This is a genomic window from Parapedobacter defluvii, assembly GCF_014642075.1.
Classification (GTDB): domain Bacteria; phylum Bacteroidota; class Bacteroidia; order Sphingobacteriales; family Sphingobacteriaceae; genus Parapedobacter; species Parapedobacter defluvii.
This window is the reverse complement of sequence record NZ_BMIK01000007.1, coordinates 59,488-76,618: the sequence shown is the minus strand read 5'-3', so window position 1 is coordinate 76,618 and position 17,131 is coordinate 59,488. Positions and strand designations below refer to the sequence as shown.

Genomic DNA, 17,131 nt, shown 5'->3' with positions numbered 1-17,131 from the left:
ATTACTGCTGTTGGGTGCTGATGTGATCCGAAGCTTCGATCGCATGTGAAAACGGAAACATCGGTTCCTGTTTTACGTCGTTGGTACCCTCAAAGACGTGACCGTCTTCATAACCTACCGATACATATACGGACAAATGTTGTTCGGCATTCCCTCTGAATGTCCCTTTTACGGGGCTGCAATCATTAAAATCCCGGCCGATGGCAAGTTTAACGTGTGTGTTGGTTACCCATACATTGTTTGTGGGATCGATGCCTGCCCATCCATAACCTGGAATATAGGCTTCCACCCAGGCATGGGTGGCACCTTCTCCGCGCATACCATTTTTATTGGGACAGATATACCCGCTTACATAACGGCTCGGAACACCGATGGTACGCAATATTTGTAACATGAGGTGCGCAAAATCTTGACAAACGCCGGATTGGTGATCCAATATCTCGTCTACCGTGGTTTCGATGGTTGTAATGCCTTTTACATATTTGAATCGTTTAAAAATATATTCGCAGCATTGTTCCACGAGCATTGCCACGCTGTTGGTATTTTCCGTCAACTGCATTGCTATTTTATCAATAGTTTCCTGGTTTTTAACGGGCTCAAAATAGGATAGTTCAATCAACGATAGGTTATTGCGTTTTTCCTCCTGCAATTGTTGGAAATCACTGTGGAAATCAATTTTTAATTGATTGGACTGGGTAGTTCGTATAACAGCTTTGCTTTCGATGGCAAGCGTCTTGTGGGGAATGAGTAACGAAAACAAACCACATCGGTTGCCCCAGTAATCCTGGAATAGCTGCACGTCTGGCGAAAAGGATATATTCAGTTCCATTTGCAGTACTTCTTGTTCGGGGCAGGAATACGGAAAGACCTTTATTTCGTTGACACTGTCTACGACCGGGCTGTCATACTGATAGTTGGTTATATGGTGGATTTTAAATATTGCCATTGGATGGTTTCAACTTGCTAATACGAGAAAAATACTTTTTCCAGCTGATTGTGGACGGTTAATAGATCGTTGCGCAACTCCTTGAAGAAGGCTTGTAGATCCATAGTCTCCAAACTTTTTGGTTCCATGTATTTCATCTTGCTGTATAACCGGCCAAAAGTACGGATTAATGCCTGCTTTTCGGGAGTTTCGTTTTCTTTGGTCACATCGCGTAAATAGCGATCGATTCGGGTTAGGGAAAAGATAACAGAATGGGGATAATCTTCATTGAGCAGCATCTGGTGCAGGATGCTGTTGTTATGTTTGAATGACCGGTACGTTTTTAAGTATACTTCATATCCGGCCAGGGACATCAGCAAAAATCGCCAATGCGCAACATCGCGTTCCTGCTGAAGATCGTACCCAAATAGTTGACACTGCTTATCGGTAATCACAATGGTCTCCATGCTACGCTCGATGTATTTGCCTAACTTCATAAAATCCCACCCGGTACCTCGTTGCATAGTGATGTCTGCAATACCGGCGTAAAGCACACTTTGGCGCATAAATTGGTCAACTGCTTCCAGGGCATCAGGGCCGGAGAGTTTTGAACTGAGTTGTGACTTATTGGTTAGGTGATACATCGAATTAACTGCTTCCCAAAGTTCCTTGGTGATGTGATTTTGCACGCCGCGTGCATTCTCCCTTGCCTTTGCCACAATGGTCTTGATCGAATTGGGATTGTTGTTGTCGATAATAATTTTTTTTAAAACAGCCCCCGGCAACTTTTCAATTTGTGCAATCTCAGCGTCGGGCAATTGAGCAAAAATTTCTAAAATGGGTTTCCAGGTTGTGCTTCCGATGGTATCGTTATCTAAGGAAATGATATAATGACTATGAACCACCCTCAGAATGCTTTGGGTACGTTCCATGTATCGGTTCAACCAAAAGAGAGAATCAGCTATTCTACTAAGCATGTGTATAATTATGTTAGATAATCCGGATCGTCAATAACCCATGTGTCCTTACTGCCTCCGCCCTGGGAGGAGTTAACTACCAACGACCCTTCTTTGAGTGCTACACGGGTGAGCCCGCCGGGTACAAGCTGTATACCCTTAGGGCCACACAACGCATAAGGTCTTAGGTCCACATGACGGGGCACAACTTTGCCATCGATGAAACAGGGAACGGTGGAAAGAGCGACGATCGGCTGGGCGATATAATTTCTTGGATTGTTTTCAATAATAACCTTGGCTTTCAACCAGTCCTTTTCCGTAATGGTATTGCCCATAACCATCCCGTATCCTCCGGATTGGTTGGTGCTTTTAATGACCATATTTTGATGGTTTTCCATGACATATTTCCGGGCATCGGGATCACTCAATTGGTAAGTCGGCACGTTTTCAAGAATGGGGGTTTCGTGCAGGTAATACTTGATCAATTCAGGCACGTATGCGTAAACAGCTTTGTCGTCTGCTACCCCATTGCCCACTGCGTTGACGATGGCAACATTACCCTTTCGGTATGCACCGATGAGGCCAGGAACGCCGATTGCGCTGTTTTTGAGGAACACCAATGGATCTAGGTATTCGTCGTCTATACGTCGGTAAATGACGTGTACCTGTTCTAATCCCTTCGTTGTTTTCATGTAAACTTTGTGATTTTCAACGACTAGGTCTCTCCCTTCTGCGAGGTCGATGCCCATTTGGCGGGCTAGAAAGGAATGTTCGTAATAAGCCGAATTGTATATCCCGGGTGTAAGCAACACAACACGGGGATTGGATATCTGCGTAGAAGCCAGTTCCAGTAATATTTCATGTAGGATAACCGGATAACTGCTGATCCGCCGAACGTTATTCGCAGCTAACATGTCTGGAAAAATCCGTTTGGTTACCTCGCGGTTTTCCAACATATAGCTTACACCCGATGGCGTCCGGAGGTTATCCTCCAATACGTAAAATTTGCCGTCGTTTCCGCGGATCAGGTCGATTCCCGAGATGTGGACGTAGATGTCATGAGGCACTTTAATTCCGAAAATTTCACGTTTGTAATGCGGACATGTAGCAATGAGACTTGCGGGGATAATTCCGTCATGAATGACCTGTTGTTCATTATAAATATCTTTAATAAATAGGTTCAACGCCTTTAGCCGTTGGGCAATACCGCGTTCAATTTGCTCCCATTCGCTTCCGGTGATGATTCGGGGGATGATATCAAATGGAAATATTCGCTCGATTCCTTCTTCATTATTATACACAGTGAATGTGATGCCCTGATTCATGAACAATTCACTCGCAATATTGTGTTTGCTGATCAATGTGTCAATATTCAGTTGCTGTAGGTTGGAAAAAACGGATAAATAGGGCTTTCTGATGGATTTTGAATCGCGCATTTCATCCCAATTGGTTGAATTGGATATATAATGTTTAAAAAAATGATCATTTGTCATTAAATATCATGTTTTTATTTTAATAAGTGTATTTTTTTACTAAAATAATATATTTTTACTATAAATAATCATATAATTAATCAATATAATGATAAATTATTAAGTTTATCGATATTATTTGCATGTAATTTTTTGTTTTTAGTTAAAAAAAACAAAAAAAATGATGTTTTTTGCTGAGAATATATTGCTTTCGGAGTATTTTTTCGAGTTTGTGGTGTAGGTCATTCGGGCGGAAAGGTTTACCAAGGTAGTCGTCAAATCCAAGTGCTTTGATGTTTGCAATGATGTCATCGGAAACCGAAGCCGTTAATGCAAGGATGTAAACTTTGGATTTTAAGGGATTTTCCATAGAGCGTATGTGCTGGGTTGCTTCGATGCCGTTCATCACAGGCATGTGCAGATCCATCAAAATAACATCATAAGCTTCTTGGTCGAGCTTATCGATGGTTTCCTGGCCGTTCATCGCGATATCCGGTTCAATCTCCCATTTTGCGAATAACTTTCGCATAAACAGGACGCTCATTTGATTATCCTCTGCCAGGAGGACGCGAAGGCCCTTTAAACTTTCCTTGCTGATTACGCGGTTACTTGATGTCGAACTGGGGGGCTGGGAGGTTAAATGTCGGTGGTATTTTTTATAAGTAATATCAAAATAGAATACCGATCCTACATTTTGTGTGCTTTTCAGGTGAATGGTGCCTCCATGAAGGTTAACCAAGTGTTTTGCGATGGACAGTCCCAACCCGGTTCCCCCAAATTTTCGCGAAATATTTCTGGATGCCTGGATAAAAGGTTCAAATATGACCGCCTGCTGATCGGCGGCTATTCCAATGCCGGTGTCTTCAATCGAAAAATGTACAGTGGCCTTATCGTCGTAATCGTTTATAAGTTGGCAAGAAACCTTAACCCCCCCGGTTTCGGTAAACTTAATCGCATTGCTGGCTAGATTGAACAGTATCTGGGTCAAGCGTGTAGGATCTCCGATTGCCTCAAAGGTTAATAGCCGTGGGTCACTATGGACTTCAAAAAAGAGATTCTTTTCCGAAGCCTTGGTTCTCAGGCTTCCGCAGGCGTCTTCCAGTAAATCGGACAGATTAAAAGGGATTAATTCCAGCTCCAGCTTGTGGGAATCCATTTTCTGAAAGTCTAGGATATCATTGATGAGCAGCAGCAGGCTTTCCGCAGAGAAGCGTAGGTTTCTTAAATCTTCATTCTGTGACGTATCCCGGTTTGCATCAATAAGGAGATTAGTAATGCCGATCACCGAATTTAATGGGGTACGCAATTCATGTGACATCGTAGACAGAAAATCCGTTTTGGCGTCAAGCAGTTTATTTAGCTGCTTATTTAACGCTGTTTTTTCCTCGGAGGTTTTTACGATGGCTCGCTGATAGGCATAAAGGCTAAAAATAGCCAATACAAAATTAGTGACAACAACAAAGATAGCCGTCCAAAACGGAATATTCGGCGGTAAGAGATAAATGGTTGTGAGGGCCTGATTGGAATAGACCAGAAAGACCACGGCCATCCCGATTGTTAACCCCGCATATAAAATGCCCCAACGTATTCCGAGCCCGAAGAATGCCCAGATAATCACAAGATAAAACTCCTGTAAGGTTGAAATATTGATTCCTTTGCTAAGCAAAAATATACTGATAGCCAGGTAGCCAACGTAAACCATCAGGCCAAAGTGGTAATACCGTCTTATCAGGTGGGGGGTCTTCGCCGCCCTCGCACAGAGAAAGACAGCTGCCGCCGAGACTACGGCAAAGACAACAATACGGAGCGCGTCGTTCGAGAAATGAGGAAGAATAACGATTATTTTAAGAATCGTTAATGATACGCTTAATAAACAAGTGATAGCCAAAGCCCGGGTAATCGGATCTTTGATATGAGGTAGAAAATAACTCGCTGGTATCGTCTCTTTTCGTAAAGAATCTTCCATTGGCTACTGCGTTCCGCAAATTTAGTAAAATGTGGGATGCTCCGTTTAAATTATCGCACAGATATCCTTATTTTGATTTATCTGGAAATGCCGGTATTTTCGGTACACCTATGGCACTGCCGTCCGCCAATTTTTCGAGAAGTACCGCTACTCCACGGGCTAGTTGGGCATCGTTTTGCTGATATTCGTCATACGGATCGTTCGTTACTTCGATATCCGGATGTACGCCTTCACCTTCAATAATGAAAGAAGAGCCATCTGCTGCGAAGTGTGCAAATTCAGGTTTGCGCATATCTCCACCATCGATGAAGGGGAGCGTTCCGCTGATACCAACGACGCCGCCCCAGGTGCGTTGTCCAATTAAAGGTCCGATGCCGTAATAGCGGAACTGCCAGGGGAACAAATCTCCGTCAGACGCCGAGTACTGATCAATAAGACACACTTTGGGGCCTACATGAGCATCGGGTTTGATGGAGGCCGTTTTATTGTTACGACGCATAGTACCTAAACCTGGTTTGCGGATCAACCGTTCGATAATCATTGGCGAGACATTGCCGCCGCCATTGCCGCGGTCGTCAATGATGAGCGCTTCCTTGTCAAGTTGAGGGTAGAAATAACGGGCAAATTGGTTAAGTCCGTCCGGTCCCATATCGGGTATATGTATGTAACCAATCCGGCCGTTACTGGCCGCCGTTACCTTGGCGATGTTTTGCTGCACCCACTCGTGATAATAGAGAGCCGATTCGTCCGCTATCGGCTTTACCAGGACTTTCCGGGCACCCTTTGCGGTTGGTGAACCATTGATTTCGATTTCCACCAGCTGACCTGCTTTTCCAATCAGCGTTTGGTAAAGATTCTCTACGTCTTTCATCGAGGTACCGTTGATTGCCGTAATGTACTCACCCCTCTTGGCTGCTACTCCCGGCGCTCGTAGCGGGGATGCCAGCGTAGTGTTCCAGCTTTGGCCCGAGAGGATACTATCTATCCGATAATAACCACTTGGATCGCGGCTGAAAATGGCCCCCAGTAATCCCATAGGGATGCGTTCGGGGGAGGGACGGTCCCCGCTGTTCACATAAGCATGGCCTACATTGAGTTCACCGATTAATTCACCTATGAGGTAAGTGAGGTCATCACGGTGGTTGACATACGGCAATAGGGGCGCATACTTATCATGCATCGCCTTCCAGTCAACTCCATGCATATCGGGGTCATAAAAATAGTCCCGCATCTGTCGCCAGCTCTCATCATAGATTTGCTTCCATTCTGCTTTCAGATCTACGGTCACTTTCATGCCCACCATATTTACTTTGTTGGAGGGAGCGCTTATTTTAGATTTACCCAAATCTTCGATGAAAAAATCCCCGTCGCTTCGAATCAGTATCTTCTTCCGATCCGGGCTGGTTGCATAGCCACTGAAATTTCCGATTTCGGTTTCCTTTTTGTCAGCGAGGCTGAAAAATTTAAAGCTACGGTTTCCCTGGCTTCCTCCGGTGTAATACAGTCCATCTGTCGTGGCAACGAGGCCAAAATAAGAGCCGGGAGATACAGGTAGGCTTTCAATACGGTCTGCTAGCCCTTCTTCATCTACCGTGATGGTGATTTCGTTTTGGGTTTCTTTTTTTGAATCGTCTTTTTGGGTGCGCTCTTCTTCCGGGTAGACTGACGAGGTGGTTACTTCGTCGCTTTCTTCAGCAAAAGGTGACTTGGTAGCGGTGTTTAACCGGACCAGGTACGGGCGACTCATATTGTTGTATACATGGTTCCACTCGGTGCTTCCGTAGGTAGGGTTAAAGTCGCGCTCCGAAACAAAATAAAGTAGCTTGCCATCTGGGCTGAATTCAGGTTGGCTGCTATTGTACCATGTATCGGTGACCTGGATGATGCGTTTTGTATCGAGGTGGTATAGGTTGATAACCGTAAACTCACGTGCTTTACCGGGTAACGAATAGGCAATCCATTTACTATCCGGACCGAACGTGTACGAGGTTATGGTGCCGTCATCGCAATGCGTTACCAGCTGTTTAGCACCCGACGGGATTTCCACCACATAGAGATCCTGGTTGCGGTCGCCGTAAAGCAGTTTTTTGCTGTCAGGGCTCCAGACCGGGTTGAATTTATAGGCACCCCCTCCTTTGGTTAATTGGAGGGCAGGTTCTGTGCCGTCTTGTTTCTGGATGTATAGCTCATCTTCTCCCGTCCGGTCTGAAATATAGCTGATCCATTGTCCATCGGGGCTCCAACCTACATTACGGTCGTGTGCCCCACTGCTTTGTGTCAGGTTTCGGGTAACACCTGTTTTGGCTGGTACGGTAAAGACATCTCCTCTTGCACCGAATACTGCCCGCTTGCCATCGGGAGAAATATCAGCACTGTATACAAATGTGGACGCATCAACCTGTCTGTTCCGGCCTGATGCAAAATCTTCGGCGATGATAATACGGAGTTTTTGAGTTTGTCCGCTTATTAGGTCATGGTGATAAATATAACCACCGTTTTCAAATACAATGGCGTGATCTCCCAAAGAAGGGAATTTGACGTCGTACTCGGTGAAATTGGTTACTTTTTGCGTCTGTTTGCTTTGGGTATCGTATACAAAAAGGTTCGCTGTACGATCACGGTCGCTCACAAAGTAGATTTTGTCCTGATAATACATTGGAAATACATCTTGGGCGGGATGGTTGGTCACATTCTCTGTGTCACCAGACTTGGGATCAACCAGCCAGATGTCATCGGCCATTCCTCCACGATAGTATTTCCACGTCCTGAATTCACGGAACACGCGATTCATGGCGAGCTTAGACCCATCTGCATTGTAGGAGGCCCAGGATGCAACCGAAAAAGGTAATTCCAGGCTGAGATCGCCATTCAAGGGGGCTAAATACAGTTTGCCCTTAAAGGGATTGAATGAGGTGCCACGGCCCCGATAAATGACATGTTGGTCATCCGGTGTCCATCCCATCACAATGTTATTAGGGCCCATACGATCCGCTAGGTCGTCGCGGCTGAGCGTAGGTGTATAGGTAATCCGCTTAGGTATTCCTCCCGTTGCCGGAATGATAAAAACTTCTGTATTGCCATCGTATTGTCCGGTAAAAGCAATGTACTTACCATCGTGACTGAAACGGGGGAACAGTTCGTGCCCTAGATGGCTGGTTATGCGCCGCGCTACACCTCCGCTTGCCGGTACAATGTACAGGTCGCCGGCGTAAGTAAAGGCTACCTGGTCACCGTGTACGGTGGGGAAACGTAGTAATCGGGCTTCATCCTGTGCGTTGGCGCCCCAAATAGCGCACATCGTCAGTAAAATTAGCATTATCTTTTTCATGGACGGATGTTACTTGGAAATATGTCGGTACGAAGGTAAGGGAAATAGAGGGCATAAAAAAACCGTCCCGGCATAAACCGGGACGGCCGCCCCAATGGGGTTAGGGGCTATCAACCTAAACCTATCCATCATTAGCGAAAACGATGCCAAAGTTTTGGTATAGCCACTAATTTTGATGTTTTTTTTAAAACTTTTAGTGTAGGGTTATTGAAGTGTTCTGCTTTTATATTGGTGTGCAGTGAGTTGTGGCTTTGCATGGAAGTGTAAAGGAAAAAATCACTTCGCTAGTTGAAGTACTCTCCAATGCGATGCTGCCGTTGTGACGTTTAATGATTTCGGCACAGATGTAAAGTCCCAGCCCCATACCGGAATGATTAGGCATTTCGGTATTGCTGATCCGAAAGAAACGATCAAATACTTTTCCCACATATTTGTGGTAAATACCCACTCCCATGTTGTGTACGGTAACTTTTACAGAATCGGTACTCTCTTTCGCTGTGCTGACCACAATGGCTCCTTCAGTTTCTGTATATTTAATGGCATTGGAAATGATGTTGGTCAATACCTGAGCAATACGTTTTTGATCAGCCAGAATCGGCGGCACACTTGTCAGTTTTAAGGTCAGTGTACGTTTGGGCGCAATGGGGTGCAACTGGGAAATGCAGGCTACGATCAGTTCATTGAGATCAAACCATTTTTTAGTGAGGACAAGTTCCCCGCGAGATAAATTGGTAGTTTCCAAAAGATTATTTACAAGATTGGCGAGCCGGTTTACCTGTTTGTTCAACTTATTGACCAACGTAAGCAAATCTCCATTTGGAGTTGGTTTTTGTAATTGCCGTTTTAGCAGGTCCGTATAACCTTTAATACCGGTGAGCGGAGTACGCAGTTCGTGGCTGGCGATGCTGATAAAATCGTCCTTCAATTGATCAACAGTTTTTCGACCGTCTATATCCTTAAATAGGATCGCTACTTGCCGCTGTTCCGGATCGCCTGTGCGGAATGCATACACTTCATACCAGTGATTGAGTTGTTTTGCTTGGTTTTCAAAACGTACCGGTTCACCCGTTGCTGCAACCTTTCCATAGATTTCAAACCAATGCTCTTCATGCAAAGGGGCAATTTCACGCATGCACCGTCCGGTTGGATTTACGATACCTGTTTGCCGTTCAAATGCGGCATTGACCTCAAGGAAGCGATAGTCCACAGGCCGTTCATTCGGATCAAAAATCACTTCGATAATGCAGAATCCCTCATCGATGGAGTCAAACAGGGCCTTATACTTTTGTTCGGTTCTTATCAATGCCCTCTCAATCGGGTGGGTTTTGAAATCTGTATCGAAGTCCTGTATCTCTTTCAGAAAGAAGGGCGAGGAAGGTTTAAAGGATTGCGGGTGCAATTGTGGAGAGGTGTCACTGGTATATAATTGTTTCATAGACTGGCGCATGTACATGAAAATAAACTGATTTCACAGAAAAAACACCGCAACCCTTAATTTTGTTTGTACTTGTGATGAAATTGCTGTAAACCGGTTCGGTCCCTGAAATCTTAAATCTCGTCAGGCGAAAGAGGAACCGATCGTGGAGTACTACCAGAAAATCAAAGAAATGGCAACTTATTCAATTAATTTGGAAATAAGGTTGAATCAACTACCTTTGCTCTATTAAGAATTATTCTTAATAACAGAAAAAAGATAAGTTATGCCCAGTGTTCCGAAATGGCTTGGAGATACCCTTGAAAAACTGTCCAGCAAATATTATCATGCGGTAACGGTAACAGATGTTACCTATTTGAATGAATCGTTAAAGAAAGTCCGCTTTGAAGGAGATATAAAATCGATTGCTTTTACGCCGGGTCAAGTTGTTGAATTTCGGGTAACCGATACGGATTATCGACATTATACACCGTCGGTTTTTGATACAAAACAGAAAGCCTGTGAGGTGATTTTTTACTTGCATGGCCGCGGGATCGGGAGCATGTGGGCGGAAGCCTTGGAAGAAGGGCAGCAGCTCAAACTAATTGGTCCCGGAGGTAAATTAGCATACCGGAGCGAATTTCCAGTACACTTGGTTTTCGGTGATGAGACATCCGTTGGCTTGGCCCACTGCATTGCAAATGAGTGCGAGCGCAGCGGTAGTCAATTTAAAGGCTTATTGGAATTTGCACCCGAAAATATTTCATGGGAAATTGGCACGGATGATCGAACCACGGTTGTCCGCGCATCCATGGATTCTCCCGCTAAACGGGCCTTGGAGGTATTAGAATCTTGGCAGGATATATACGGGGACAAGGTAGGTTTCTATCTTACAGGAAGAGCCAAGTCTATTCAGCGGGTGCGCGGTTATTTGTTGGAAAAGGGCGTGCCCCGGAAGCATATCCAAACTGAACCCTATTGGGCCGAAGGGAAAAGGGGACTGTAGTAGCCTATAAAAGAATTTACCTAAGTTTGCATAAATTCTCATCGTATGATTTTTAGGATAATCTTTCTTGCCGGATTGGCTATAAGTGCATTGAGTTCTGCCTCTGCCCAAGCACAAAGCATATTTGATAGCTTAAAAGAAGCGGTAAAGGGAAGTCAGGGCGACAAAAGCGCTGAAAACAAAAAAAATGTGGATTTAACCGGAATATCTACCAGTGAAATGTCCACCGCGTTGAAAGAAGCACTAAACATTGGCGTTAAAGAAGGTATAGCTAAGCTGGGTGCCGAAGACGGGTTTTTTAGAAATGAATTGGTTAAAATTCTTCTTCCCGAAAAACTCCGGAAGGTGGATGCTACACTGCGCGGAATCGGGTTAGGCAATTTAGCCGATCAGGGCCTGCTGCTGCTCAACCGAGCTGCTGAGAATGCCGTTCAGGAAGGCGCTCCCATCTTTGCCAAAGCTATTACGTCTATGACGTTTGACGATGCAAAAAATATTCTCTTGGGCGACAGCACTGCCGCAACGGATTACCTAAAGGGAAAGACAACCGAACAGCTTTTTACAGCTTTCAAACCCAAAGTGGAAGGATCGCTTGGCAAAGTTGGAGCAGATAAAGTATGGGCGCAGATCATCAGTAAATACAATGGCATTACCCGTCAGGATATCGAAACGGACTTGAATAGCTATGTGACCCAGGAAACGGTCAATGGTGTCTTCAAGATGGTTGCTGAAAAGGAAAGCAACATCCGGAATAATCCGGTATTCCGGACTACTTCGCTGCTGAAAAAAGTCTTCGGTGCAGTAGATTAACCATTCCCTCACATCAGCCTTTTTGCCGCTATGTATACGCTATCCTATCGCTAAGGTATCGCTTTTTCGTTTATTTTGCGTATATATAGCGGCGGATATGCGACGCAGGGGCGGATAGGGGGCGGCGGAAGGGTGTCTTGAGACAGGGAATTTGCTATCTTAGTATGGGAAGTAATTCCGCGGCGATAACCCGATAACCCTTATCCGAGGGGTGCAGTCCATCGTATGTCATATCAATCGCCTTTACAGGATATGGATATTCATCCGTTTCAGGATTGAACGGGATTCCCGTATAGGCAGGGTAGCGATATTTGCGATATTTGCCCGTAGCCGGATCTTTGAGCCATTTGAATTTCACCAGCTTTTCAAGTCTTAATTTGGGATGGTGATAGAGATCGACAACTTTGAACCCTTCCTTTAGGCCAATGGCTTGGATCGTATCTGCAAAGGCTTCAAGTGTCTGTCCGTTTTTGTTGGGTTTATAAGAACCCCAGGCATTGTTTTTATAGTCGTTGATATATACAAAGTCCGATCGTTGCATGGGTGTGATGAAGACAATCTCCGCATCCGGATTTAAGCTGCGAAATTTATCGACAATGATCCGGAAAGCGCCGCTTGTCGTACCGCTGCCGGTGTTGCCACGGAAGTCGGCCGTTGAACCCAAAGGCAATCCCGCCCACCAATCGTTTGTACCCAGAAAAACCGTATAATAATCCGCTTTCTCAATCCCAAGTTTCTCAATCTGTTCGGCAATACCTACAGCTGTCCAGCCGTTATGCCCTTGATTAACGTACTGAATATTCGGCCGTTTTTCGGTAATAAGTGTCATATATCCCTTGCTAACGCGATGCCCGGTTTCATCGGGATGCTCATTCAGGTAAGTAATGGAATCACCGAGGGCCAGCCAAGTCTGCTGTTTTTGGCCGAAAGAGCAGGAAAGCAGAAGGATCCATGTGTACAGAAGAGCATATTTCATTGCGCGTTGAGTGAATGTCATAAATACCTAACAAACCTAATAAAAATTGGATATATTTCTATTGGGATTGTCTGCCTGGGTTTCATTACAGGTAGTTGTTTCGCGTTGCTGCCATGATCAGCTCTGCAACGTTCTTCACATCAAATTTGTGCATCAGGTTACGGCGATGGGTGATGATGGTGAGCGGGCTGATGTGCAATTCATCGGCAATTGCAGCACTCGTTTTACCGTCGGCCAACAATTTCAATATTTCCTTTTCGCGCTTGGTGAGCTGGGGTATTCCCTGTATGTTACTCTCGGCGGGCCTGACCATGATTTTCTTCACTTCATCGCTGAATGTCACCTGGCCATCTATCGCTTCGTGTATACAGGTTGTCAGCTCTAAAAGGGAAGTGTTTTTTAGCAGGTATCCGCTGGCCCCGTTTTGTACCGCTTGCACGATAAAGCTCCGTTCGGCATGGTTACTCAAGATCAACACGACGATATCGGGATAAAGACGCTTGATTTCAAGGCAAAAATCCACGCCATTACCATCGGGCAAAATGATGTCGAGCAACATGACGTCTACTGGGTTGCTTTCCAAAAAAGATAGCAGCGCTAAGCCCGAAGAGAAAGTGCTCACAATCGTGAAGTTAGGCTCTTCTTCCAGTGCTGTCTTTAGGCCTTGTATTACAACGGGATGATCATCCACCAATACGATCCGGATAGTATCCTTCCTCATGGTCATGTAGTTCAATATGAACGGTAGTTCCTTCCCCGGGTGAGGTGATCAGCTCCATTTCACCCTTGTAATAGGAAACGCGGCTCTTGATATTTGAAAGGCCGATTCCATTTTTCTGTTTCCCTATCGTTTTATCAAAACCCATACCATTGTCTTCGACAGCGATGAGAAAATCACTGCCGCTCTGACTGCATTGCACCACAATATTGGTCGCCTTTCCGTGCCGGACAGCGTTGGAGAGCAGTTCCTGCACGATGCGATAAACCGTAATCTGAAACGCAAGTGAGTTTGTATTGCTCAATTCAAACGGTTGGAAATCGATGTGTATCCCAGCGGTGGTATAAAATTCACATTGGTCGCGCAGTGCTGTCTCAAGGCCGAATTTGAAGAGCGCTTCGGGCATCATATTCCGCGCGATTCTCCTGAGCTCGGTTACTGAGCTGTCCAATTGGCTAATTACTTTATAGAACGAGTTATGCTGCGGTGCTTCGAGGTTGTTGGCTGCCCATCCCGAGAGGTTGATCTTAACGCCTGCAAGCATGCCGCCCAAGCCATCGTGCAGGTCACGCGCAACGCGCTGCCGCTCCCGTTCTTCGCCCTCCAGTATAGCCTTTGTGACGGCCAATTGCTGATGCTGTTCCAGCTCCTTTACCTGCTGTTGATGGTTGATTGCCATTTGTTTGCCGAGTTGCTTTTGTTCGCGGTAGTAAATGATCGAAAAGGTAGCGACCAGTAGGAGGACAAAGCAGCTTAACCCCAGTACCCAGGCGAATAGGCGGCTATTTTTTGCTTCCAATTCTGCTTCTGATTTTTGTGCTTTTAGCGATGCAATTTCATGTCTCGATTCCGCGTTTTGGAATTTTGCCTCTAACTGGACGATCTTCTCCTTCAAACGGGCCTGGTTGAGACTGTCGGCGATGGTGCTATACGGCTTTAACCATCGGTAGGCTTGTTCGAAATCGCCCAGTTTTTCATACACCTCGCTTAAGTTCTGATAAAAAATCATTTTAGTACCCATAAATGGGGTAACGGGAGACTCCGCAAGGCCCACCAAAATATCTTTTGCTTCCCGGTATTGTCCCAGCGAATAAAGCACCTTGAATTTTTCGTGAAGAAAGGATTCCCGCTGGAGCGAATCGTCGAGGCGTGTGGAAAGCGCAATCCCCTGATTTATTACAAGTAAGGCGTCGTCGTATAATTTTTGCTTGATGAAGTAGGCGGTTTCATTCAATAGATAGGCTAGGTAATAGGGTGTTTCGCGATAGTTTTGGAGCAACTCCTTTACCTGGTTTTGGTACTTCCTCGCTTCGGCAAACTTTTCCCGTGAGAGCAAGTTGCCTACGGCCGCGGAGTAGATGTTCGCTTGCAGCTCAGGTTCCACATCCACGGTATCCAACATCGCCAGCGATTGGTCGAAATATAATCCGGCTCGCTCGTAATCCAGTTCATTATCAAAGAGCTGCCCGACCGCTAAATACATCCTGGGTAATTCATTTTGCAAACCTGCCAAACGGGTGTAGGGAATAACCTTTTCAAGAAATATTTTGATAACCCCCTCCGTGTCATCTTTCAATTGTCGCAATACCCCATAGTTGTACCAAATCGCTGCGCGTAAGGTATATGCATTCTTGAATGTAAGGCGGTTTACTGCTAGGATCGAATCAGCCTTGAGGAATGCAAATTCGCTTTTGGCCGAATCGGTTGAGAGATAAAACTTACCGACATAATATTGATAGCTCGCTTGCATGTAGACCGAGTTGCCGGCCAATTTCCTTCCCTTTTCCAGATAGGGCCTTGCCTTGTTGGTATCTTGCTTTGCCCAGAACTCAGCCAGATGATATGCAGCCCGTGCCTTTAGGCTGTCTGATGGATGGTGGGCGAGTGCGTCCTCCAAGCTGTCGACAAACCGTTTGCTTTCGAAAGGCATTTTTTGGGCCAATGCCACCTGCATGTAAGCGAATGTGGCAAGCAAATACATAAATCCCTTCATGAATACAATGATACAAACAACGTTTCGCAGTTTTCGGAAAAGTTGATAATCTACTCAAAAATGAGGAGTGTAAAAATCCTAAAATCAGGTGATTGTGTGGAATAGGAGGCCACAGTACTTTTGTGAAAAACGATAAAGTTGACGAAAAGCGATATAAAAAAGTCAAGATTAGTACTGGTGATGCGGGTGCTCTTAGTGTTTGTTTATACGTTGAATAACAAAGCCCTGACCTTTGTGACAAAGGCGACATCCTAGACCGGTATGATGTATACGTTTGAAGGGACGCGGCAATAGTCTGCACATGTTGAAAAAAGGGAAACGCGGCAGAACGCCGCGTTTTTTTATGGACCTGGATTTATGTTATCACCTATTTGTTTCCTTCCTATTTATTCCCTATCCTTGGACCGGACAAAAAATCACTCCAATCATGCAGGATACAAAACACCATTTTCAGGTGCTCGATGGGCTACGTGGTATCGCCGCATTAGCCATTGTTATCTTTCATTTTATGGAGATTGTCCAGACAGACTACACGAAGAATTTCATGGGGCATGGATTTCTGGCAGTTGATTTTTTCTTCTGTCTTTCCGGCTTCGTCATTGCCTATGCGTACGATGACCGAATCCGGGAGATGGGTAGGCTTACCTTTTTCAAACGCAGGATCATTCGCCTGCACCCACTGGTTGTTATAGGGTCGGTTTTGGGACTGCTGGCATTTCTTTTTGACCCATATAGCGATGCTTCCGATAATTATTCTCCATGGCAAATCTTATTGATTTTCCTTGCCTCTATTTTTATGGTTCCCTACCCGGTCATGGAAGACCGCTACTTTAATCTATTCGGTTTAAATGCGCCTGCGTGGTCTTTATTTTGGGAATATATGGCCAGTCTGCTCTATGCACTCGTATTATACCGCATCAGTAAGCGATGGTTAGCGATGGGGGTTGTATTCATGGCATCGGCGCTGGCGATGGTCGCCTATCGGTCCGATTTGTTGGTGGGCGGTTGGAATGGCGATACCTTTTGGGACGGTGGCATCCGCATTGGCTTTTCGTTTCTTATGGGGATGTTGATCTACCGGGCAAAGTGGACCGTTAAAAACCGACTGGGATTCCTGGGTTTGTCTTTATTGCTGGCAGCAGCGCTGCTTATGCCCTTTTTTGCCCATAATTGGCTGATGGAACTGTTGGTTGTATTGTTTTTCTTTCCCTGTATCATCGCATTGGGAAGTGCTACCCGATTGGAAAGCAGCCTGACCGGCGTTTGCCGGCTGTTCGGTAACATTTCTTATCCGCTGTACATGACGCATTATGCAATCATGTGGATATTTGCCGGTTATTTTAGTAGCGGACCGGGTGAGGGACAGTTGTTTGCCGTTATCTTGTTTGGCACACTTGCGCTGCTGGCTTTTGCCTATGTGGTGATGAAAGGCTTCGATATCCCCATCCGTAACTACCTGAATAAACAATTTGCCGGAAACCGGGAGGCCAGGCAGTATCATTGATCTTCCGGAAATAAGTTAGTCCGGATAACATCGTATCTGGGATCTTTTGTTTAAAAAATCTAT

Annotated in this window: 12 protein-coding genes; 3 read left to right on the top strand and 9 right to left on the bottom strand. The window is 45.3% G+C overall.

Annotated features, from left to right (window positions below; translation table 11 throughout):
• Nucleotide 1: 1 nt before the first annotated feature.
• The 6 genes from IEX60_RS11775 to IEX60_RS11750 all read right to left on the bottom strand — a co-directional run bounded on the left by IEX60_RS11775 (nt 2) and on the right by IEX60_RS11750 (nt 10,082).
• Nucleotides 2-946, bottom strand: coding sequence for a transglutaminase family protein (locus IEX60_RS11775; RefSeq protein WP_188750826.1), 945 nt, complete (start codon nt 944-946; stop codon nt 2-4).
• Nucleotides 947-963: 17 nt separating this feature from the next.
• Nucleotides 964-1,902, bottom strand: a complete 939-nt coding sequence (locus IEX60_RS11770) for an alpha-E domain-containing protein (RefSeq protein ID WP_188750825.1) — start codon at nt 1,900-1,902, stop codon at nt 964-966.
• 8 nt (nt 1,903-1,910) lie between these two features.
• A complete protein-coding gene (locus tag IEX60_RS11765; RefSeq protein WP_188750823.1) occupies nt 1,911-3,374 on the bottom strand; it encodes a circularly permuted type 2 ATP-grasp protein in 1,464 nt (487 codons plus the stop codon).
• A 142-nt stretch (nt 3,375-3,516) separates the two neighbouring features.
• On the bottom strand, nt 3,517-5,319 hold the full coding sequence (locus tag IEX60_RS11760; RefSeq protein ID WP_188750821.1) for a hybrid sensor histidine kinase/response regulator: 1,803 nt from the start codon (nt 5,317-5,319) through the stop codon (nt 3,517-3,519).
• 67 nt (nt 5,320-5,386) lie between these two features.
• Nucleotides 5,387-8,647: a S41 family peptidase gene (locus tag IEX60_RS11755; RefSeq protein ID WP_188750819.1), complete on the bottom strand. Its 3,261-nt coding sequence runs from the start codon at nt 8,645-8,647 to the stop codon at nt 5,387-5,389.
• A 223-nt stretch (nt 8,648-8,870) separates the two neighbouring features.
• Nucleotides 8,871-10,082, bottom strand: coding sequence for a PAS domain-containing sensor histidine kinase (locus tag IEX60_RS11750; protein WP_229717543.1), 1,212 nt, complete (start codon nt 10,080-10,082; stop codon nt 8,871-8,873).
• Between the two features lie 265 nt (nt 10,083-10,347).
• Here IEX60_RS11750 and IEX60_RS11745 point away from each other — a divergent pair, with 265 nt between their 5' ends.
• Together IEX60_RS11745 and IEX60_RS11740 are read left to right on the top strand one after the other, a co-directional pair.
• Nucleotides 10,348-11,067: a siderophore-interacting protein gene (locus IEX60_RS11745; protein ID WP_188750815.1), complete on the top strand. Its 720-nt coding sequence runs from the start codon at nt 10,348-10,350 to the stop codon at nt 11,065-11,067.
• A 45-nt stretch (nt 11,068-11,112) separates the two neighbouring features.
• On the top strand, nt 11,113-11,877 hold the full coding sequence (locus IEX60_RS11740; RefSeq protein ID WP_188750813.1) for a DUF4197 domain-containing protein: 765 nt from the start codon (nt 11,113-11,115) through the stop codon (nt 11,875-11,877).
• Nucleotides 11,878-12,031: 154 nt separating this feature from the next.
• On the opposite strand, the gene IEX60_RS11735 is transcribed toward IEX60_RS11740, so the two are convergent.
• The 3 genes from IEX60_RS11735 to IEX60_RS11725 form a co-directional block, all read right to left on the bottom strand.
• Complete coding sequence (locus IEX60_RS11735; protein ID WP_188750811.1) at nt 12,032-12,853, bottom strand: SGNH/GDSL hydrolase family protein; 822 nt, start codon at nt 12,851-12,853, stop codon at nt 12,032-12,034.
• 85 nt (nt 12,854-12,938) lie between these two features.
• A complete protein-coding gene (locus tag IEX60_RS11730; protein ID WP_188750809.1) occupies nt 12,939-13,574 on the bottom strand; it encodes a response regulator in 636 nt (211 codons plus the stop codon).
• Nucleotides 13,537-15,564, bottom strand: a complete 2,028-nt coding sequence (locus IEX60_RS11725) for a tetratricopeptide repeat-containing sensor histidine kinase (protein WP_188750807.1) — start codon at nt 15,562-15,564, stop codon at nt 13,537-13,539. The genes IEX60_RS11730 and IEX60_RS11725 overlap by 38 nt, the downstream gene beginning before the upstream one ends.
• A 427-nt stretch (nt 15,565-15,991) precedes the next feature.
• Here IEX60_RS11725 and IEX60_RS11720 point away from each other — a divergent pair, with 427 nt between their 5' ends.
• Nucleotides 15,992-17,068, top strand: a complete 1,077-nt coding sequence (locus tag IEX60_RS11720) for an acyltransferase family protein (RefSeq protein ID WP_188750805.1) — start codon at nt 15,992-15,994, stop codon at nt 17,066-17,068.
• Nucleotides 17,069-17,131: the final 63 nt, after the last annotated feature.

Bases quoted from the DNA above. Each gene is read 5' to 3' on its own strand.
- IEX60_RS11775 (WP_188750826.1), bottom strand. From the start codon at position 946: ATGGCAATATTTAAAATCCACCATATAACCAACTATCAGTATGACAGC.
- IEX60_RS11770 (WP_188750825.1), bottom strand. From the start codon at position 1,902: ATGCTTAGTAGAATAGCTGATTCTCTCTTTTGGTTGAACCGATACATG.
- IEX60_RS11765 (WP_188750823.1), bottom strand. From the start codon at position 3,374: ATGACAAATGATCATTTTTTTAAACATTATATATCCAATTCAACCAAT.
- IEX60_RS11760 (WP_188750821.1), bottom strand. From the start codon at position 5,319: ATGGAAGATTCTTTACGAAAAGAGACGATACCAGCGAGTTATTTTCTA.
- IEX60_RS11755 (WP_188750819.1), bottom strand. From the start codon at position 8,647: ATGAAAAAGATAATGCTAATTTTACTGACGATGTGCGCTATTTGGGGC.
- IEX60_RS11750 (WP_229717543.1), bottom strand. From the start codon at position 10,082: ATGAAACAATTATATACCAGTGACACCTCTCCACAATTGCACCCGCAA.
- IEX60_RS11745 (WP_188750815.1), top strand. From the start codon at position 10,348: ATGCCCAGTGTTCCGAAATGGCTTGGAGATACCCTTGAAAAACTGTCC.
- IEX60_RS11740 (WP_188750813.1), top strand. From the start codon at position 11,113: ATGATTTTTAGGATAATCTTTCTTGCCGGATTGGCTATAAGTGCATTG.
- IEX60_RS11735 (WP_188750811.1), bottom strand. From the start codon at position 12,853: ATGAAATATGCTCTTCTGTACACATGGATCCTTCTGCTTTCCTGCTCT.
- IEX60_RS11730 (WP_188750809.1), bottom strand. From the start codon at position 13,574: ATGAGGAAGGATACTATCCGGATCGTATTGGTGGATGATCATCCCGTT.
- IEX60_RS11725 (WP_188750807.1), bottom strand. From the start codon at position 15,564: ATGAAGGGATTTATGTATTTGCTTGCCACATTCGCTTACATGCAGGTG.
- IEX60_RS11720 (WP_188750805.1), top strand. From the start codon at position 15,992: ATGCAGGATACAAAACACCATTTTCAGGTGCTCGATGGGCTACGTGGT.